Origin of the sequence: Actinophytocola sp. (assembly GCF_009379765.1) — a bacterium.
GTDB lineage: Bacteria > Actinomycetota > Actinomycetes > Mycobacteriales > Pseudonocardiaceae > Actinophytocola.
The window spans coordinates 1-14,987 of record NZ_WHTD01000055.1; the positions used below are offsets into that span (position 1 = coordinate 1).

Below are 14,987 nucleotides of genomic sequence, written 5' to 3' on the forward strand. Positions count from 1 at the left end.
AACCAGACCCGACGTTGCCGCTCAGTCAGGTGCGGCTTGACCGCGTCATAGCGGCGGGCGAGAGAATCCATGACCAAGCTCATAGCACAGACCGTAAGCGCCCCGAGGCCAGAAACTAACTTATTTCGCTACGGGCCCTTATCTCGCCGGCCCAGCTTCCCGCCAGCCGCCGCGCGGGCGCCGGAGGTGGTGTCGAATCTCCGACTCAGGACACTAGAGGTGCCCTGCCGGAAGTCACCGGCAGGGCACCGTGTCCCGACGGGTCTACATCGAGCGCTGGTAGGAGCGGAACGCCCGGGTCGCCAGCCAGACGGCCACCACGGCCACGACCAGCAGACCGCCCATGCGGGGCCAGACGGCCGACCAGTCCGGGTCGGCGGACAGGGCCTCGCGGCTCGCGACGACCGTCCAGTCGACCGGGTTGTAGCTCGACACCGTCTGGATCCACCCTGGCGCGGCCTCGCGGGCCATCATCGCCGAGGACAGGAACGACAGGGGCAGCGTCAGCATCGTCGAGAAGCCGATCAAGGACTCCTGGGTCCGCACGATCAGTGCCATCCCGTTGGACAGCGACGCGAACGCGGCCGCCAGCAGGACCGCCGCCACCAGCATGATCAGCACGCCGAGCACCCCGCCGGAGAACGACGCGCCCAGCAGCAGGCCGATGACGACCACGATCAGGCCCTGCACGACGATCGTCACCGCCTGGTTCGCCACCGACGAGATCATCATCGCCATCCTGCTCACCGGCGAGGACAGCATCCGGTCCATCACCCCGCGGTCCATGTCGTCGATGAACGCCATGCCGGCCCACCCGCTGGTGAACAGCACGGTCATCACGACCACGCCGGGCGTGAGGAAGTCGATGTAGGACCCCGACGCGAAGCCGGGCAGCTCCACCACCCGCTTGAACAGCTGCCCGAACAGCAGCAGCCAGATCATCGGCTGGATCAGCATGATCACCACGAACGCCGGCTGGCGCCCGGTGGCCCGCAGCAGCCGAGCGGTCAGGTACGCCGAGTGCGGCAGCACTGTAGTCATGGTCGCTTGGCCCCTCCGCTACTCGCCGTCTTCCTCCGTGCGCTCCTCGGCGCTCGTCCCTCAGGCCTGCGGTGCCCTGTATCCATTGGCTCGCTGCGCTCCTCCACTACTCGCCGTCTTCCCTCCTCCCGTGCTCGGCGCCGGCGCGCCTGCGCGCGCTCGTCAGTCCAGACGGCGAACGCTCCGTCGCTCTCGCTCATGCTGGTCATCGGACCGCCACCTCCTCCGCGGCGGCGAACGAGCGGCCGGTGTGGCGCAGGTAGACGTCGTCGAGCGCGGGCCGCGCCACGGTCACCGCGGCGACCGCGACCGACTCCCGTTCCAGTGCGGCGAGCACGGCCGGGACGGCCGAGGCACCGTGGTCGACCCGGGTGCGGATCGTGCGGCCCTCGACGGTGACCTCGCGGGTGCCGGCGAGCTCGTCGACCGCCGCGTTGGCGATCGCCAGGTCCGCGTCCGGCGCCAGCTCGATCACCACCGCGTCTCTGCGCAGCTCGCTCTTGAGCTGCTCGGGCGTGCCCTGCGCGACGGCCTCGCCCCGGTCGACGATCAGCAGTTGGTCGGCGAGGTGGTCGGCCTCCTCGAGGTAGTGCGTGGTGAGCATGACCGTCAGCTGCTCGTGCTGGGCGAGCCGGGCGATCTCCGCCCACATCTCCGCGCGGGCCTGCGGGTCCAGCCCCGTCGTCGGCTCGTCGAGGAAGAGCACCTTCGGGCTGTGCACCAGGCCCATCGCGACGTCGAGCTTGCGCTGCATGCCGCCGGAGTAGGTGCGCACCACGCGCTTGGCGGCCGCTGTGAGGCCGAACCGCTCGAGCAGCTCGTCGGCCCTGGCCTTGACCGCCTGGCCGCGCATGCCGTGGATCTTGCCGGCCAGCAACAGGTTCTCCCGGCCGGTGGCCTGCGGGTCGGTGCCCGACCCCTGCGTGACGACGCCGATCGCGCGGCGCACGTCGCCCGGCCGGCGCAGCACGTCGACACCCGCCACGCTCGCCGTGCCGCTGGTCGGGCGGGACAGCGTGGTGAGGATCTTGATCGTGGTCGACTTGCCCGCGCCGTTCGGGCCGAGCAGGCCGAACACGGTGCCGGTGGACACGGTGAAGCTCAGCCCGGCGAGCGCCGTGACGTCGCCGTAGGTCTTGACGAGCGAGTCCGCCTGGATGGCCGGCTCCCCCGCCGGTCCTGTGCTGGCCGTGGCGTCTGCCGCGGGTCTGGCGGTCGCCCGCCCTGTGGGCACTGTCATCTACGTGGACCTTCCTGGGTCGGTGACCAGGTCGATCCGCGCAAAACGGCCAGCTATGGTGGAAAGTGCAGCCTGGGTCAGCGAGCCTTCGCGGGTCGAGCCTGGGTTTCTGGTCGCCGGCCGGGTGTTGCCACACCCGGCCGGCGCTGTCTTCGGGATTCCCCTCTTCGAGAACGTATATCCGAGTTCGAGTATGGCGCTGACGTCAGCGTGACGTCAATACTGATGTCACCGCGATGCTCAGTTGACGCTGCGTAGGTCCGCGACGGCGCGTTCCCAGTCGCTCTCGGCCGGCAGGCCGCCACCCTCGTGCACGTGCCGCCACACGTCGACGCCGTCCAGCGAGCCGTCCTTGATCTTGTCGATCAGCCCCTCGACGAACGCGAGAGCGGCCCTGCGCAGCACCTGCACGTAGTCGGCCTCGATCGCCCACAGGTAGGGCATGCCCTGCTTGGCCATCTCGTCGATCACCGCGGCCGTGCCGGCGACCTCGGCGGCCAGCCGGATCCGCCTGGTCTCCAGCAACCGCACCACCTCGTCCGTCGGCAGCGCGGGCATGAGCGACAGCGCGGCCTCGAACTGGGTGAACTCCTTGACCGGCATGGAAAGCAGCTCGCTCTCCCAGTCCACGAACTCGATCCGGCCGGCCTCGGTGATGGCGTAGACCGTGCGTTCGGGGCGGCGCCCCTCGCGAACGGTCTCGTGCACGTCGATGAGCCCGTGCCGGCGCAGCGACTCGACCACCGAGTACAGCGAGCCGTAGTTGAGCTTGATGCTCTCTTCCTTGGCCCGCTCCCGCAGGGTGTTGGACATCTCGTACGGGTGCATCGGCTTCTCGGTGAGCAGGCACAGCACCGCGAGCGCGAGGGGGTTGGAGACTTTGCGCTTGCCCATGCCGACATCGTAGCCCAAATATCCGAGTCGGAATATTTCGGTCGGATACTCAGCGGACGGTGATTGAATGGGGCACCGTGACAGAACCCCAGACGGAGTACCGCCAGTTCCGCTTCACGCTGCCGCCCGGCGGCACCGACCTGCTGCTCGTGCGCCACGGCGAGTCCGCGCCGGCCCGCGAGGACCACCCCTTTCCCATGGTCGACGGGCACGGCGACCCACCGCTCGCGGCGGGCGGCGAGCGCGAGGCCGAGCTCGCCGGCGACCGGCTGGCGGTCGAGTCGATCGAGGCCATCTACTCCTCCGGCCTGCGCCGCACCAACCAGACCGCGGCGCCGCTCGCGAAGCGGCTCGGCCTCACCCCGGCGATCGAGCCCGGGATGCGCGAGGTGAGGCTGGGCGACTGGGAGGGTGGTCTGTTCCGGATCAAGGTCGCCCAGCACAACGACATCGCCCAGCAGATGTTCACGACGCAGCGCTGGGACGTCATCCCGGGCGCGGAGTCCACCGAGGACCTGGCGGCCCGGGTGCGCGCCGCGATCGAGCGGATCGCGGCGGCGCACCCCGACCAGCGGGTGGCCGTGTTCACCCACGGCGGCGTGATCGGCCAGGTGGTCGCGACGGCCACCGGCTCGGCCCCGTTCGCCTTCATCGACGCCGACAACGCGTCGATCACCCAGCTCGTGGTCGTCGGTGATCGCTGGATCGTCCGCCGCTTCAACGACACCGCGCACCTGCACCCGTCGTTCAGCGTCCGCGCGGAGCCACCCGCGTAGCCGCTAACGGCGGGAGACCAGGTACTGCAGCCACACCTCCCGCGGCGACGCCGCCCGGTCGAGGAACATCAAGCCGTCCATGCGGCAGTCGCACGGGTTCCGCTCGTTGGTGTTCTGGGGAAAGCTGCCGCCGATCTTGATGCCGGCCGGGTCGGACGCCGTCGTGACGTCCGGCTCGGGCGGCCCCTCGACCACCCACGGGTCGCCCGGGACGGTGTAGAAGCCGTCCAGCGGGCGGCCGTTGCGGTACAGGGCCATCTCCCCGGTGTCGAAGTCGAACGTCGCCGCGAGGTGGACCCACCGGCCGCGGGGCAGCACGGACTGCCAGTCCATGGACGCCGCGAACGTCTGCGAGCTCGCGCCGTCCACCCGGCGGCCCAGAGCCACCACCCGCAGCTCGCCGGCGACGTCGATCACCTCGAGGAGCGCGCGTACCGCGTGGCCGTCGGAGTCCCCGGTGAGCACGCCGGCCAACCCGATCGCGTTGTACCGGTCGTCCGGCGCGGGGGTCGTGGAGTTGAGGGCCGGCAACGGGCCGGTCACCGTGAACCAGCCCATCACCGTGGCCTCCCGGGCCGCGTTGAACGCGCGCAGCGACGGCAGCCCACCGGCCGAGAACATCCCCGCCTTCCAGTCGTCGTTGCCGGCGACCGTCGGGTCGATCTGCCTCGTCTGGATCACGTGCCCGCCACGCTCACGCACCCGCATGCCGGCACCGCCGTTGACCAGCGGCATGTCAGTGCCCGAGTGGCCGAGATCCCGTTCCAGCGCAGGGTTTCCGCGCACCGGATGCTCGAAGTCGTAGTACGCCACGAGATCCGGCACGAGGCTCGGGAAGACCCCGGCCCGGGTGCCCGCGGGGGTGGCCCCCGCGGGCACCGGGACCGACAGCACCGCGAGCGCCACACACGAGGACACCGTTGTCACGTGGCGAACGAACCGGCGCATCACCATCACCCCCGGGCCGCCGTGCCGGTGACGCGGAACTCCCGCGCCCTGCCGATGTTGTCGAACGAGCCGAACCCGGTCCGGCCGGAGCCGAACGTCGGGTCGACCGCGGTCATCAGCGGTTCCCGCGCGCCGTCCACGTACACCGCGATCTCACCGGATCCCGCGCAGTGCACCACGCGCACGTCGTGCCAGTCCGCGTCGGTGATCGCCGGCTCGGCGCCGCGGGACAGTGCCTCGTCCCACTGGTCGTCGATGCGCAGCCGGTCCGCGTCGTTCACCACGAAGATCCCGTTGTGCGGGTAGATCGTGTTGTCCGTGGAGAGATGCGCGTAGTAGTACCGGGTGTCCGACCGGTACCCGAACACGATGATCACGTCCCGGTTCGTCACCTCGACCGGCGTGTCGAGGCGCACCTCGGCGTCGATCCGCGTCGAGGTCAGCTCCGGTCCCTTGTCCAGCACCGCGTACTCGAACGGCCGGCGCGGACCCGGCGGGGCCACCCCCGCCTCGGCGAGGATCACCTGGTCGCCGCGGAACTGCCACTTCTCCGGCGTCACCGGCGACCAGCTGCGCGCGCCGCCCGTGCCGGAAACCCTGGTGTGGCCCACGTCGCAGCTCGCGAACCGCTTGGTGCCGGTGACCGTCCAGACCTTGCCGTTGGCCTTCGCGAGCAGGAACAGCTCGCCGTCGCGGTCACTGCCGAAGCGCAGGTCGACGCGGGCGTCGCCGGCCAGCTGCTGCATCGTGGTCCGCTCGCCCGCGGCGTTGTAGACCATCAGCTCGTGGATCTCGGCCATCGGCCGGCCGCGGCGCATCTCGCTCGCCTCGGTGTAGAAGATCCGGCCGTCGACGAGGTCGGTGAACACGTACTTCCCGCGCAGGTCCGGCAGGTCGTGGCCGCGGTAGACGAAGCCGCCGCTGATCGCGTGGCCGGAGTCGGAGCAGAGCGGGTGCCCCGGCGGTGGGTTGTGGTCGAACGCCGCGACCGGGTAGACGTAGCCGTACTGCTCGTCGTCCTCGGGCAGCGGGTAGACGCCGCACTGCGGGTCGCCGCGCTTGTACGCGAACGGGCCTTCCCGCTCGCTCCAGCCGAAGTTGTCGCCGGGGCGCACGTCGTAGACGGACTCGATCCGGTGCTCGCCGATGTGCCCGAGGAACATCCTGTTGCCGGCGCCGGAGTCCCAGCTGAACCGGTGCGGGTCACGCATGCCGATCGCGTAGATCTCGTCGAGCACGCCGTCGTCACCGGCGAACGGGTTGTCCGGCGGGATGCCGAACTGGCCGCCGGTCCCGTTGGTGCCCAACGGATCGATGCGCAGGAGCTTGCCGTAGGGGTGGTCGAGCTCCTGCGGCCCGGTGGTGGACGCGCCCTGCCCGCCGTCGCCGGAGGCGATGTAGAGGACGCCGTAGTCGCGGCTGCCCTTACGCGCGGTCGGGTTGAAGTCGATCTGCTGGATCGCGTGGACCTGGCCCCTGAAGCCGATGCGGACCACCTCGCGGTGGGTGCCGCTGAACGTGTCCGCGGCCGGGTCGTCCGCGGTCCACTCGGTGATCACCGAGTGCAGGATGGGCGTCGGCTGGGAGGGCCAGGTCGTCGGCTTGGCGAGTCCTGCGCCGTTCTCGCTGTGCACCGTGTACAGCTTGCCGTTGCGCTTGAAGTCCGGGTGGAAGGCCATGAACCCGGAGCCGGTGCCGAGGCCGCGGCCGGAGAAGAAGTCCGGCGCGAACAGGGTGCCGATGTCGAGGTAGACATGCTGGGTTCCGTGGTCGATCAGGTACATCTTGCCGTTGAGGTCCGGCACGTACAGCCGGCCGGAGCCGTCGGGGACCTCGCCGAGGTAGTTGATCCGCGCGTGGCGCATGAGCCGCGGGTCGATCGGCGGCGGAACGGGTTCGGTCTTGGGGAGCTGCGCGAACTCCTCGACGGTCAGGCCGAGGCCGGACTGCACGGGATCCGGTAACGGATCTTGGATCGGTTCGTCGGCGGCCTGCGCGACCGCACTGGTCGGCGCAATCAGGCCGGCGGTCAACACCGCACCGGCGATCGCCACCAGCCACCGTCTCGATTCCGACATTTCGCCCACCACCTTGGGGGTCGACATGGTCAGGAGTGGAGCAGGAAAGCGCTTTCCGGCAAGCGCTTTCCTGACCCTACCGACGGCCTCCACCCCAACGCAAGAGCTGACCCCGCGAGTCCAACCCCCAGAACCCGCGGGTCCGGAACGTTGGACACGCGGGCTATCGGTGGTCGAGGAGCAGGCGGGTCCAGGCGTCCACGAGCCATGCGCCGTACCGCTGGGCGGTCCAGCCCCGGTCGTGCACGAGAAGGGTGTAGTACTCGGCCGCGTTCATGCTCCAGATGATGTCCGCCACCTCACCGTCGGACAGGTCCTCGCGCAGCTCGCCGGTCGCCCGCAGGTCCGCGGCGAACATCCGCATGTTGGCCGCGCGGCGCTCGGCGATCTCGGTCCACAGCGCGGCGCAGTCGGCGTCGGTGACCGCCGCGTCCCGCAGGGCCAGGAAGATCGGCGCGAGCCGCGGCTGCAGCTCGACCATCCCGTCGGCGTACGCGGACAGCTTCTCCGCCGCGGTCGGCGCCGCCCGCGCCCGCCGCACGTAGTCGCGGCGCAACGCGGGCACCGGCTCGTCCTCGCCGGAGAGCGCGACCTCGACGAGCTCGCGCAGCAACGCGGGCTTGCGGCCGATCGTGGCGTACACGGTGTCCACCGCGACCCCGGCCGCGCGGGCGATGTCGGCGACCGTCGTCGCGGCGTACCCCTTGCCGACGAGCTGCTCGCGTGCCGCGACCAGCACGGCGCGCCGGGTCTCGGCGGCCTGCCGGGCACGCCGCGGCGAGTGGTAACGCCGCGACCCCTTGACCGAGTCCGACATCCAACCTAGCCTTCCTGTATTCATCCGATACAGATTCGGACTAATACTACCCAGGAGGGTCGCCGTGGTCTACGCCTACACCCAGGACGTTCCGATCAAGGAAGACGTCTACCGCCGGATCGTCGAACGGCTCGGCACCGAACCGCTCCACGGCTCGCTGTTGCACCTGTGCGTGCGCAGACCCGACGGCGGCCTGCGCTACATCGACGTGTGGGAGTCCGAAGAGGACTGTGCGCGCGCGTTCGAGGAGCGGGTCCATCCCGCCGTGCACGGCGTGTTCCGCGAGATCGGCTTCGACCCCGGCGCGGAGCCCGGCGTCGACCACCTCGAGGTACTCGACGCGACGGGCTCGCTGCTCAGCCGGGCGACTACTTGATCAAGGCCTGCACGCCTTGCCTGGCCGTGCGCATGGCGTCGGCCGGGCTCGCGCTGCCGATCAGCACCGCCTGCACCTGCTCGGCCACCACCGTCTCCATCTGGGCGTACTCCGGGAACTTCCAGAACGGGCTCGGGCTCGCCGTCGCCGTCACGCGTTCGCCGAACGCCTTCGTGTAGGGATCGCTCGCCACCGCGGCCGAGGCGAGGCCGCGCTCGGTGGTCGGGGGCAGCGCCAGCTTCTCGAAGAACGCCGACGTCGCCTCGTCGTCGGAGGTCATCCACTGCGCGAAGCTGGTCGCGGTGTTGGCCGCCTCGCCCTCGATCACCACGATCACGTGGCCCCACAGCAACGCCTGCGGGGTGTCGCCCGACGAGACGATCGGGCGGGCGATCGGGTCCAGCTTGTCGGCCAGCTCCTTGTCCGGGGAGTCGGCCACCACGGCGCCCTTGCCGACGATCGCGTCGTCGTAGATGGCCGCGCGGCCCTGGCTGAACAACGCGCGGGCGTCGAACCGGTCCACGTCGGGTGCGATCAGCTTCTGGTCGTACAGCTTCTTGTACCACGTCACCGCGTCGACCGAGGCCTCGTCGCCGATCGTCACCTCGTCGCCGTCGAGCAGGGTGCAGCCGAACGTCTGCATCCACACCATGATGTCCTTGAGCTGCGCCACCTTCGTCGACGCCGCGTAGGGCACCACGCCGTTGCCCAGGCCCTTCAGCTCGACCAGCGCCGCCTCGAAGTCCTCGATGGACCGTGGCTGCGCGCCGATCCCCGCCCGGTCCATGAGGTCCTTGTTGGACACCAACCCGATCGCGCCCGTCGTCCACGGCAGACCGAACTGCTTTCCCTCGTACTGGCCCGAGGTGAGCGCGGTCTGCGTGTAGCCGCGGCCGGCCGCGGCCGGGCCGAGGTCACGCAGCTTGCCCAGCGACGCCAGCGCGCCGAGCCACGCGATGTCCAGCTGGGCGGCGCCGACCAGCTCGCCGCCGCGCACCTGCAGGGTCAGCTGGTTGAGATACTCGTTGTAGGGGTAGGAGATCCCGTCGATCGTCAGCCCGTCCCGCGCCGACACCGTGTCCAGCAGTCCCTGCACGACCGGTTTGCCGGCCTCCTCGTTGAGCGTCCACGACGCGAACGAGAACGACTTCTCGTTGGCCTTCGGGTCGTCGGCGGCCAACGGCGCGGTCGCCTCGGGCGTCGGCGCGCATGCGGCGAGACCCGCGGCACCCAGGCCCGCGGCACCCATCAGCTGGAGCATCCGGCGGCGGCTGTAGGTAGTCATGGTGACCTCCGAGAGTTAGCCCTTGACGGCGCCGGCGGTGATGCCGCCGACAAGGAAGCGCTGCAGGGCGATGAACGCGATCACGACGGGCAGCGAGACGACCAGCGACGCGGCCATGAGCTCCGGCCACGCGGTCTGCGCCTCGCCGAGGTAGGTGTTGGTCAGGCCGGGCGGCAGCGTCTGCTTGTCCGGTCCGGCAAGGGTCAGCGCGAAGATGAAGTCGTTCCACCCGCGGACGAACGCGAACAGCCCCGCCGCGACCAGACCCGGCCCGGACAGCGGCACGACCACGGCGTGGATGATCCGCAGCTGCGACGCGCCGTCGATGCGAGCCGCCTCGATCAGCGAGTCGGGGATCGTGTCGAAGAAGCCCTTCAGCATCCACACGCACAGCGGCAGGGTGAACGTCGTGAACGACAGCACCAGCGCGAGGTAGGTGTTGAGCAGCCCGTACGCGTCGAACAGCGCGTACAGCGTCACCAGGAGCAGCGCCTGCGGGAACATCTGCGAGGACAGCACCAGGTACATCAGCGAGCGCCGGCCGCGGTAGCGGAACTTCGAGAACGAGTAGGCCATGTAGGCCGACACGACCACCGACAGCACCGCGGTGGCGACCGACACGACCGCGCTGTTCACCAGGTACTCGAACAGCTGCGAGTTCCCCGCGATGGCCGCGAAGTGCTCGAACGTGACCGACGACGGGAACAGCGACGGCGGGTAGGCGAACGTCTTCTCGTTCGGGGTCAACGAGGTGACGAGCATCCAGTAGATCGGCAGCAGGCCGAACCCGCCGAACACGACGATCGTCGCCCACGCGGCGACCCGCACCCCCGGCCGTTCCCGGTCCAGCACCGACCGGCGCCGCGGGCGTGGCGGCTCGACCAGCACCGGGGCGGGAGCCGGCATCGTGGTGGTCACGACCTCTCCTCCCGGTCCACGACGCGGAGGTAGACCACGACGAGCACGAGAAGCAGCACCATCCACAGCAGACCGATGGCTCCCGCGCGACCGAGGTCGTGTCCTTTGTAGAACGTGTCGTAGACGGCGACCGCGAACGTCTCGGTGGTGCCGGCCGGGCCGCCGCCGGTCATCACGTAGATCGTGTCGAAGTGCTGGAAGTTCCAGATCAGCTCCAGCAGGAGGACCAGCCCGATGATGCCGCGCAGGTGCGGCAGCGTGACCGAGCGGAACCGCCGGACCGTGCCGGCACCGTCCACCTGGGCCGCCTCGTGCAGCTCCGGCGGCACCGTCTGCAGGCCGGCCAGCAGCATCACCATCATCCACGGGAAGCTGGCCCAGGTCTTCGCGATGATCACCGCGGCCATGGCGGTGCCCGGCCGGGACAGCCACGCCCGCGGCTCGTCGATGACGCCGAGCGCCTCCAGCAACCCGTTGGCCACGCCGTAGTTGGCGTTGAAGATCCACAGCCAGAGGAACGACGTCACGACGGCCGGCACCAGCCACGGGAACAGCAGCGCGCCACGGAGAATCGCCCGACCCCGGATGCGTGTGTTCAGCGCGAGCGCGAGACCGAACCCGACGACGAACGGCACCAGCGTCGTGCCCGCGGTGAACACGAGCGTCTGGCGCAGCAGCGGCCAGAACTCCGCGTCGAGCACCGAGCGCAGGTTGTCGAACCCGACGAAGGTGCGGCCGGGTGCGACGAGGCTCTGCTCGAAGAACGCGGTGACCAGCGAGGAGACCAGCGGGTACAGCACGACCGCGGCGAGCAGTGCCAGCCCGGGCAGCACCAGCACAATGGCGAACAAGCCGCCCGACAGCGGGTGCCCGCGGTGGGTGGCGGTGGTCGGCGCGGTGGTCACCGCCGGCCCCCCGAATGCACGGGACCGAGGTAGCCGAGGCCTACGCTGATCGAGTCGGCCGCCTCGATCACCCGACCGGCCAGCTCCTCCTCGCGGCGGTCGAGGTCCATCGCGGACAGGGGGCCCGAGATCGAGATGCCGGCGACCACACTGCCGGTCCGGTCGAGGATCGGCGCGGCGATGCACGCCCGGCCCAGCGCGAGCTCCTCGACCTCGGTGGCGTAGCCCTGGGTGCGCACCTTCTCGAGGACGCGGTCGAGCTCGTCGTGGCCCGCCGTGGTCGACGGGGTGAACCGGCGCGGCTCCGGGCCGAGCAGCTCGCGGCGGTCGTCGGCGGCCACACCGAGCAGCAGGCACTTGCCGATCCCGGTGGCGTGCAAGGGGTTGCGCTGTCCCATGAGGACGAACGACTTCGGCGCGAGCCGGCCCTCGAAGTTGCACAGGTAGAACATGCTGTCCTCGCGGCGGACGGCCACGTTGGCGCCGAGGCCGAGCGAGCACGCCAGGTCCTGGGCCCGCTGCCGGGCCTCGCGGTGCACCGGGTGCTGGTTGATCGCGACACCGGCGAGCGTGATCAGCGCCGGGCCGAGCCGGTAGAGGCTGCTCACCGGGTCCCGCTCGACGAACTCGATCTGCTCGAGGGTGGCCAGCAGGCGCGACGCGGTGGACTGGCCGAGCCCGGAGTGCTTGGCGACATCGGACACCCGCAGCTCGGCGCGCCCGTCCAGGAACGCGCCGAGCACCGTGGCGGCGCGCTCCACGCTCTGGTTCGTGCCTGCTTCGGCGGCCACACCGGCTCCTCATCGACGCTGATCGGTTGAATGCACCCGCAACATGTGCGACTCTTGCGCACATGCTGGATGGCGTCAAGCGCATGTTGGATACGAAATGAAGATAGTGGATGTCGATACCTACATCCTGAAACTGCGCGCCGACAGTGCCTACCTGGGCGCCCTCGCCGACGGGTCCGCGCCGAGCACGGGCTACGCCGTGCGGCCGCCGTGGCGCAGCATCTACTCCGACCGCTACGAGACGCTGCTGGTCCGGGTCACCGCCGAGGACGGCACCGCGGGCTGGGGCGAGGCACTGGCCCCCGTCGCGCCCGAGGTGCCGGCCGCGATCGTGAACCTGTTACTCGCGCCGGTGCTGCCCGGGATGGACGCCACCGCGCCGCGGCCGGCCTGGTCCCGGCTGCGCGACCTCATGCGCGAGCGCGGCCACCTGGTCGGCCACCAGGCCGACGCGCTCGCCGCGGTCGACATCGCGTTGTGGGACCTGGCCGGGCGGATCGCCGGCCTGCGGGTCGTGGATCTCCTGGGCGGCGCGTTCCGCGAGGATGTGCCGGTCTACGTCTCCGGCCTGCCGAAGCCGACCGACGCGGAGCGTGCGTCGCTGGCCGCGGAGTGGGCCGGGCGCGGCGCGCGCCGGGTGAAGCTGCACCTCGGCCACGGCGTCGCCGCCGACCTGGCCACTGTGGACGCGGTACGCGCGGCCGCGCCGGACCTGCGGATCGCGGTCGACGCGCACTGGGCCTACGCGGTGACCGACGCCCTCCGGCTCGCCGACGGGCTCGCGGCGCGGGACGCCTGGTTCCTCGAGGCGCCACTCCCACCCGAGGACGTGGCCGGCCACGCCGAGCTGGTCGCGCGCTCCACGATCCCGATCGCGGTCGGCGAGGCGCTGCGCAACCGGTACGAGCTCGACGGCTGGCTCGCCGCCCGCGCGCTGCGCATCGCCCAGCCCGACGTCGCCCGCACCGGCATCACCGAGGCGATGGCGATCGCCGAGCTGTGCCAGGCCAAGCACGTGCCGGTCGCGCCGCACCACTCGGTCGGCCTCGGCGTCGCGCTGGCCGCCGGGCTGCACGTGTCGGCCGCCGTCGAGGACCTGGTGGCGTTCGAGTACCAGCCGACCTCGGCGGCGGTCGGCGCCCGGATCCTTCGGGCCCCGCTGATGCTCGGCGCGCACACCATGCCGCTACCCACCGGCCCCGGCCTGGGCATCGAGGTCGACATCGACAAGGTCATCGAGCTTGCGCAGTAAGGAGTCCCAGCCAGTGCCGCACACCGTGCACGGTCTCGTTCCCATCCTCGCCACCCCGTTCCAGCCCGACGGCACGCTCGACCTGCCGAGCCTGCGCAGGCTCACCGAGTTCCAGCTCGTGTCCGGTGTGGATGGTGTGGCGGTGTTCGGCATGGCGAGTGAGAACTTCGCGCTCACCGCGGCCGAGCGGGCGGTGATCCTCCGCGAGGTCACCGGGGTCGTCGCCGGGGCGGTGCCGGTCGTCGCCGGGGTCGGCGCGACGGGCACGGTCCCCGCGATCGAGCAGGTGGTCGCGGCCGAGGCGGGCGGGGCGAGCGCGTTGATGGTGCTGCCGCCGTATCTCGTCAAGCCGGGGCCCGCGCAGCTCGTCGACTTCTACGCCGACGTCGCCGCCGCCGCCGGCATCGAGGTGATGGCACAGGACGCCCCCGGCGCGACCGGCGTCCAACTGCCCGTGCCGGTGGTCGTCGAGCTGTCGAAGCTCCCCCGGGTCACCTCGGTGAAGGTCGAGGCACCGCCGACCGCACCCAAGGTCGCGGCCGTGGTCGACGCGGTCGCCGACCCGGAGTTCGCCGTGCTGGGCGGGCAGAACGCGCAGTTCTGCCTGGCCGAGTACGCGGGCGGCGGGGTGGGCACGATGCCCGCGTGCGAGTTCCCCGACCTGCTCGCCCCGGTACTCGCCGACTGGACCGCCGGTCGCACCGACGACGCCCGCGCGGCGTTCCGCGGGCTGCTGCCGCTGGTCCTCTGTGGACTCCAGCAGGGCGTCGCGTGGGCGATCCACAAGGAGGTGCTCGTGCGTCGCGGGATCATCGACCACGCCACCGTCCGCGCCCCCGCCGCCGTCCCGACCGCGGCCACGCTAGCCGAGCTCGACGCCGTGCTCGCCGACCTCGGGCTCGGCTGATGCGGGGCGTGCTCGTGGTCGGCGCAAGCTCCGACATCGGGGTCGCGATCGGTCGGGCGTTCACCGTCGCGGGCGACCGGGTGGTCGGCGTGTCCCTCGAGCGGCACCGGGATCCGGCCTTCGTCGAGACGTTCGCCGCCGACTGCGCCGACCCGGCCGCCGCGACCACCGCGGTCGAGTCCGCGCACAACCTGCTCGGCCGGTTGGACGTCGTGGTGCTCGCCGCGGCCGCCCAGCCGGTCGCCGCGGCCGTCGACACCACCGACGAGCAGTGGCGGCTCGCCATCGGCTCCACAGTGGACTCGGCGTTCTACGTGTCCCGCGCGGCGCTGCGCCGGTTGCCGACCGGCGGCGCGATCGTGGCGGTGTCGTCGGTGAACGCCACGCTCGCCGCGCCCGGCCTGCCCGGCTACGCGGCCGCCAAGTCCGGAGTGGAGGGTCTGGTGCGCCAGCTCGCGCTCGAGTACGGGCCGGCGGGCGTACGGGTGAACGCGGTGGCACCCGGGATGATCGGCAACGCGGACCTGCCGGGGGTGGCCGAGGGCTACCCGCTCGGTCGGGTGGGCCGGCCGGACGAGGTCGCCGCGGCGGTGGTGTTCCTCGCCGGCGCCACGTTCGTCACCGGTGCCGTGCTCCCGGTCGACGGCGGGCTGTCGATCTCCTCGCCGGCCGCGTGGTTGCGCCCGGACCTGCGCGCCCGCTGGCTGTAGCGAACGTTGGACTCGCGGGTCCTGGGTGTTGGACTCGCGGGTCCTGAGC

General features: G+C 71.2%; 15 protein-coding genes. 5 read left to right on the forward strand and 10 right to left on the reverse strand.

Features of this window, described 5'->3' with window-relative positions:
• Positions 1–264: 264 nt before the first annotated feature.
• The 3 genes from GEV28_RS18215 to GEV28_RS18225 all read right to left on the reverse strand — a co-directional run bounded on the left by GEV28_RS18215 (position 265) and on the right by GEV28_RS18225 (position 3,175).
• The gene (locus GEV28_RS18215; RefSeq protein ID WP_291413283.1) at positions 265–1,041 is read right to left on the reverse strand and encodes an ABC transporter permease; all 777 of its coding nucleotides are present in this window, start codon (positions 1,039–1,041) and stop codon (positions 265–267) included.
• 205 nt (positions 1,042–1,246) lie between these two features.
• A complete protein-coding gene (locus tag GEV28_RS18220) occupies positions 1,247–2,281 on the reverse strand; it encodes an ATP-binding cassette domain-containing protein (RefSeq protein ID WP_291413284.1) in 1,035 nt (344 codons plus the stop codon).
• 240 nt (positions 2,282–2,521) lie between these two features.
• On the reverse strand, positions 2,522–3,175 hold the full coding sequence (locus GEV28_RS18225; protein WP_291413285.1) for a PadR family transcriptional regulator: 654 nt from the start codon (positions 3,173–3,175) through the stop codon (positions 2,522–2,524).
• Between the two features lie 77 nt (positions 3,176–3,252).
• Between GEV28_RS18225 and GEV28_RS18230 the strand changes: the two genes are divergently transcribed.
• A complete protein-coding gene (locus GEV28_RS18230) occupies positions 3,253–3,951 on the forward strand; it encodes a histidine phosphatase family protein (protein ID WP_291413286.1) in 699 nt (232 codons plus the stop codon).
• Between the two features lie 3 nt (positions 3,952–3,954).
• On the opposite strand, the gene GEV28_RS18235 is transcribed toward GEV28_RS18230, so the two are convergent.
• From GEV28_RS18235 to GEV28_RS18245, 3 genes are all read right to left on the reverse strand, one after another.
• The gene (locus GEV28_RS18235) at positions 3,955–4,899 is read right to left on the reverse strand and encodes a LamG-like jellyroll fold domain-containing protein (protein WP_291413287.1); all 945 of its coding nucleotides are present in this window, start codon (positions 4,897–4,899) and stop codon (positions 3,955–3,957) included.
• A 5-nt stretch (positions 4,900–4,904) separates the two neighbouring features.
• Positions 4,905–6,977 carry a PQQ-dependent sugar dehydrogenase gene (locus GEV28_RS18240; RefSeq protein ID WP_291413288.1) on the reverse strand — a complete coding sequence of 691 codons (2,073 nt, stop codon included), beginning with the start codon at positions 6,975–6,977 and terminating at the stop codon, positions 4,905–4,907.
• Positions 6,978–7,140: 163 nt separating this feature from the next.
• Positions 7,141–7,794 carry a TetR/AcrR family transcriptional regulator gene (locus GEV28_RS18245; protein WP_291413289.1) on the reverse strand — a complete coding sequence of 218 codons (654 nt, stop codon included), beginning with the start codon at positions 7,792–7,794 and terminating at the stop codon, positions 7,141–7,143.
• 64 nt (positions 7,795–7,858) lie between these two features.
• Here GEV28_RS18245 and GEV28_RS18250 point away from each other — a divergent pair, with 64 nt between their 5' ends.
• Complete coding sequence (locus tag GEV28_RS18250) at positions 7,859–8,170, forward strand: hypothetical protein (protein ID WP_291413290.1); 312 nt, start codon at positions 7,859–7,861, stop codon at positions 8,168–8,170.
• On the opposite strand, the gene GEV28_RS18255 is transcribed toward GEV28_RS18250, so the two are convergent.
• The 4 genes from GEV28_RS18255 to GEV28_RS18270 are packed head-to-tail and all read right to left on the reverse strand — an operon-like array spanning position 8,163 to position 12,069.
• Positions 8,163–9,455 (reverse strand): extracellular solute-binding protein, encoded by a 1,293-nt coding sequence (locus GEV28_RS18255; protein ID WP_291413291.1) that lies wholly within the window; start codon positions 9,453–9,455, stop codon positions 8,163–8,165. The two genes, GEV28_RS18250 and GEV28_RS18255, sit on opposite strands and share 8 nt — an antisense overlap.
• Positions 9,456–9,470: 15 nt before the next feature.
• Positions 9,471–10,373, reverse strand: a complete 903-nt coding sequence (locus GEV28_RS18260; protein WP_291413292.1) for a carbohydrate ABC transporter permease — start codon at positions 10,371–10,373, stop codon at positions 9,471–9,473.
• A complete protein-coding gene (locus tag GEV28_RS18265; RefSeq protein ID WP_291413293.1) occupies positions 10,370–11,278 on the reverse strand; it encodes a carbohydrate ABC transporter permease in 909 nt (302 codons plus the stop codon). Before GEV28_RS18265 ends, GEV28_RS18260 begins: the two co-directional genes overlap by 4 nt.
• Positions 11,275–12,069, reverse strand: coding sequence for an IclR family transcriptional regulator (locus GEV28_RS18270; RefSeq protein ID WP_291413294.1), 795 nt, complete (start codon positions 12,067–12,069; stop codon positions 11,275–11,277). The genes GEV28_RS18265 and GEV28_RS18270 overlap by 4 nt, the downstream gene beginning before the upstream one ends.
• 97 nt (positions 12,070–12,166) lie before the next feature.
• Here GEV28_RS18270 and GEV28_RS18275 point away from each other — a divergent pair, with 97 nt between their 5' ends.
• From GEV28_RS18275 to GEV28_RS18285, 3 genes are read left to right on the forward strand one after another with little or no spacing between them, the layout of a single operon-like run.
• Positions 12,167–13,321, forward strand: a complete 1,155-nt coding sequence (locus GEV28_RS18275; RefSeq protein ID WP_291413295.1) for a mandelate racemase/muconate lactonizing enzyme family protein — start codon at positions 12,167–12,169, stop codon at positions 13,319–13,321.
• A gap of 13 nt (positions 13,322–13,334) precedes the next feature.
• On the forward strand, positions 13,335–14,228 hold the full coding sequence (locus GEV28_RS18280) for a dihydrodipicolinate synthase family protein (RefSeq protein ID WP_291413296.1): 894 nt from the start codon (positions 13,335–13,337) through the stop codon (positions 14,226–14,228).
• Positions 14,228–14,938 (forward strand): SDR family oxidoreductase, encoded by a 711-nt coding sequence (locus tag GEV28_RS18285; RefSeq protein ID WP_291413297.1) that lies wholly within the window; start codon positions 14,228–14,230, stop codon positions 14,936–14,938. The genes GEV28_RS18280 and GEV28_RS18285 overlap by 1 nt, the downstream gene beginning before the upstream one ends.
• Positions 14,939–14,987: the final 49 nt, after the last annotated feature.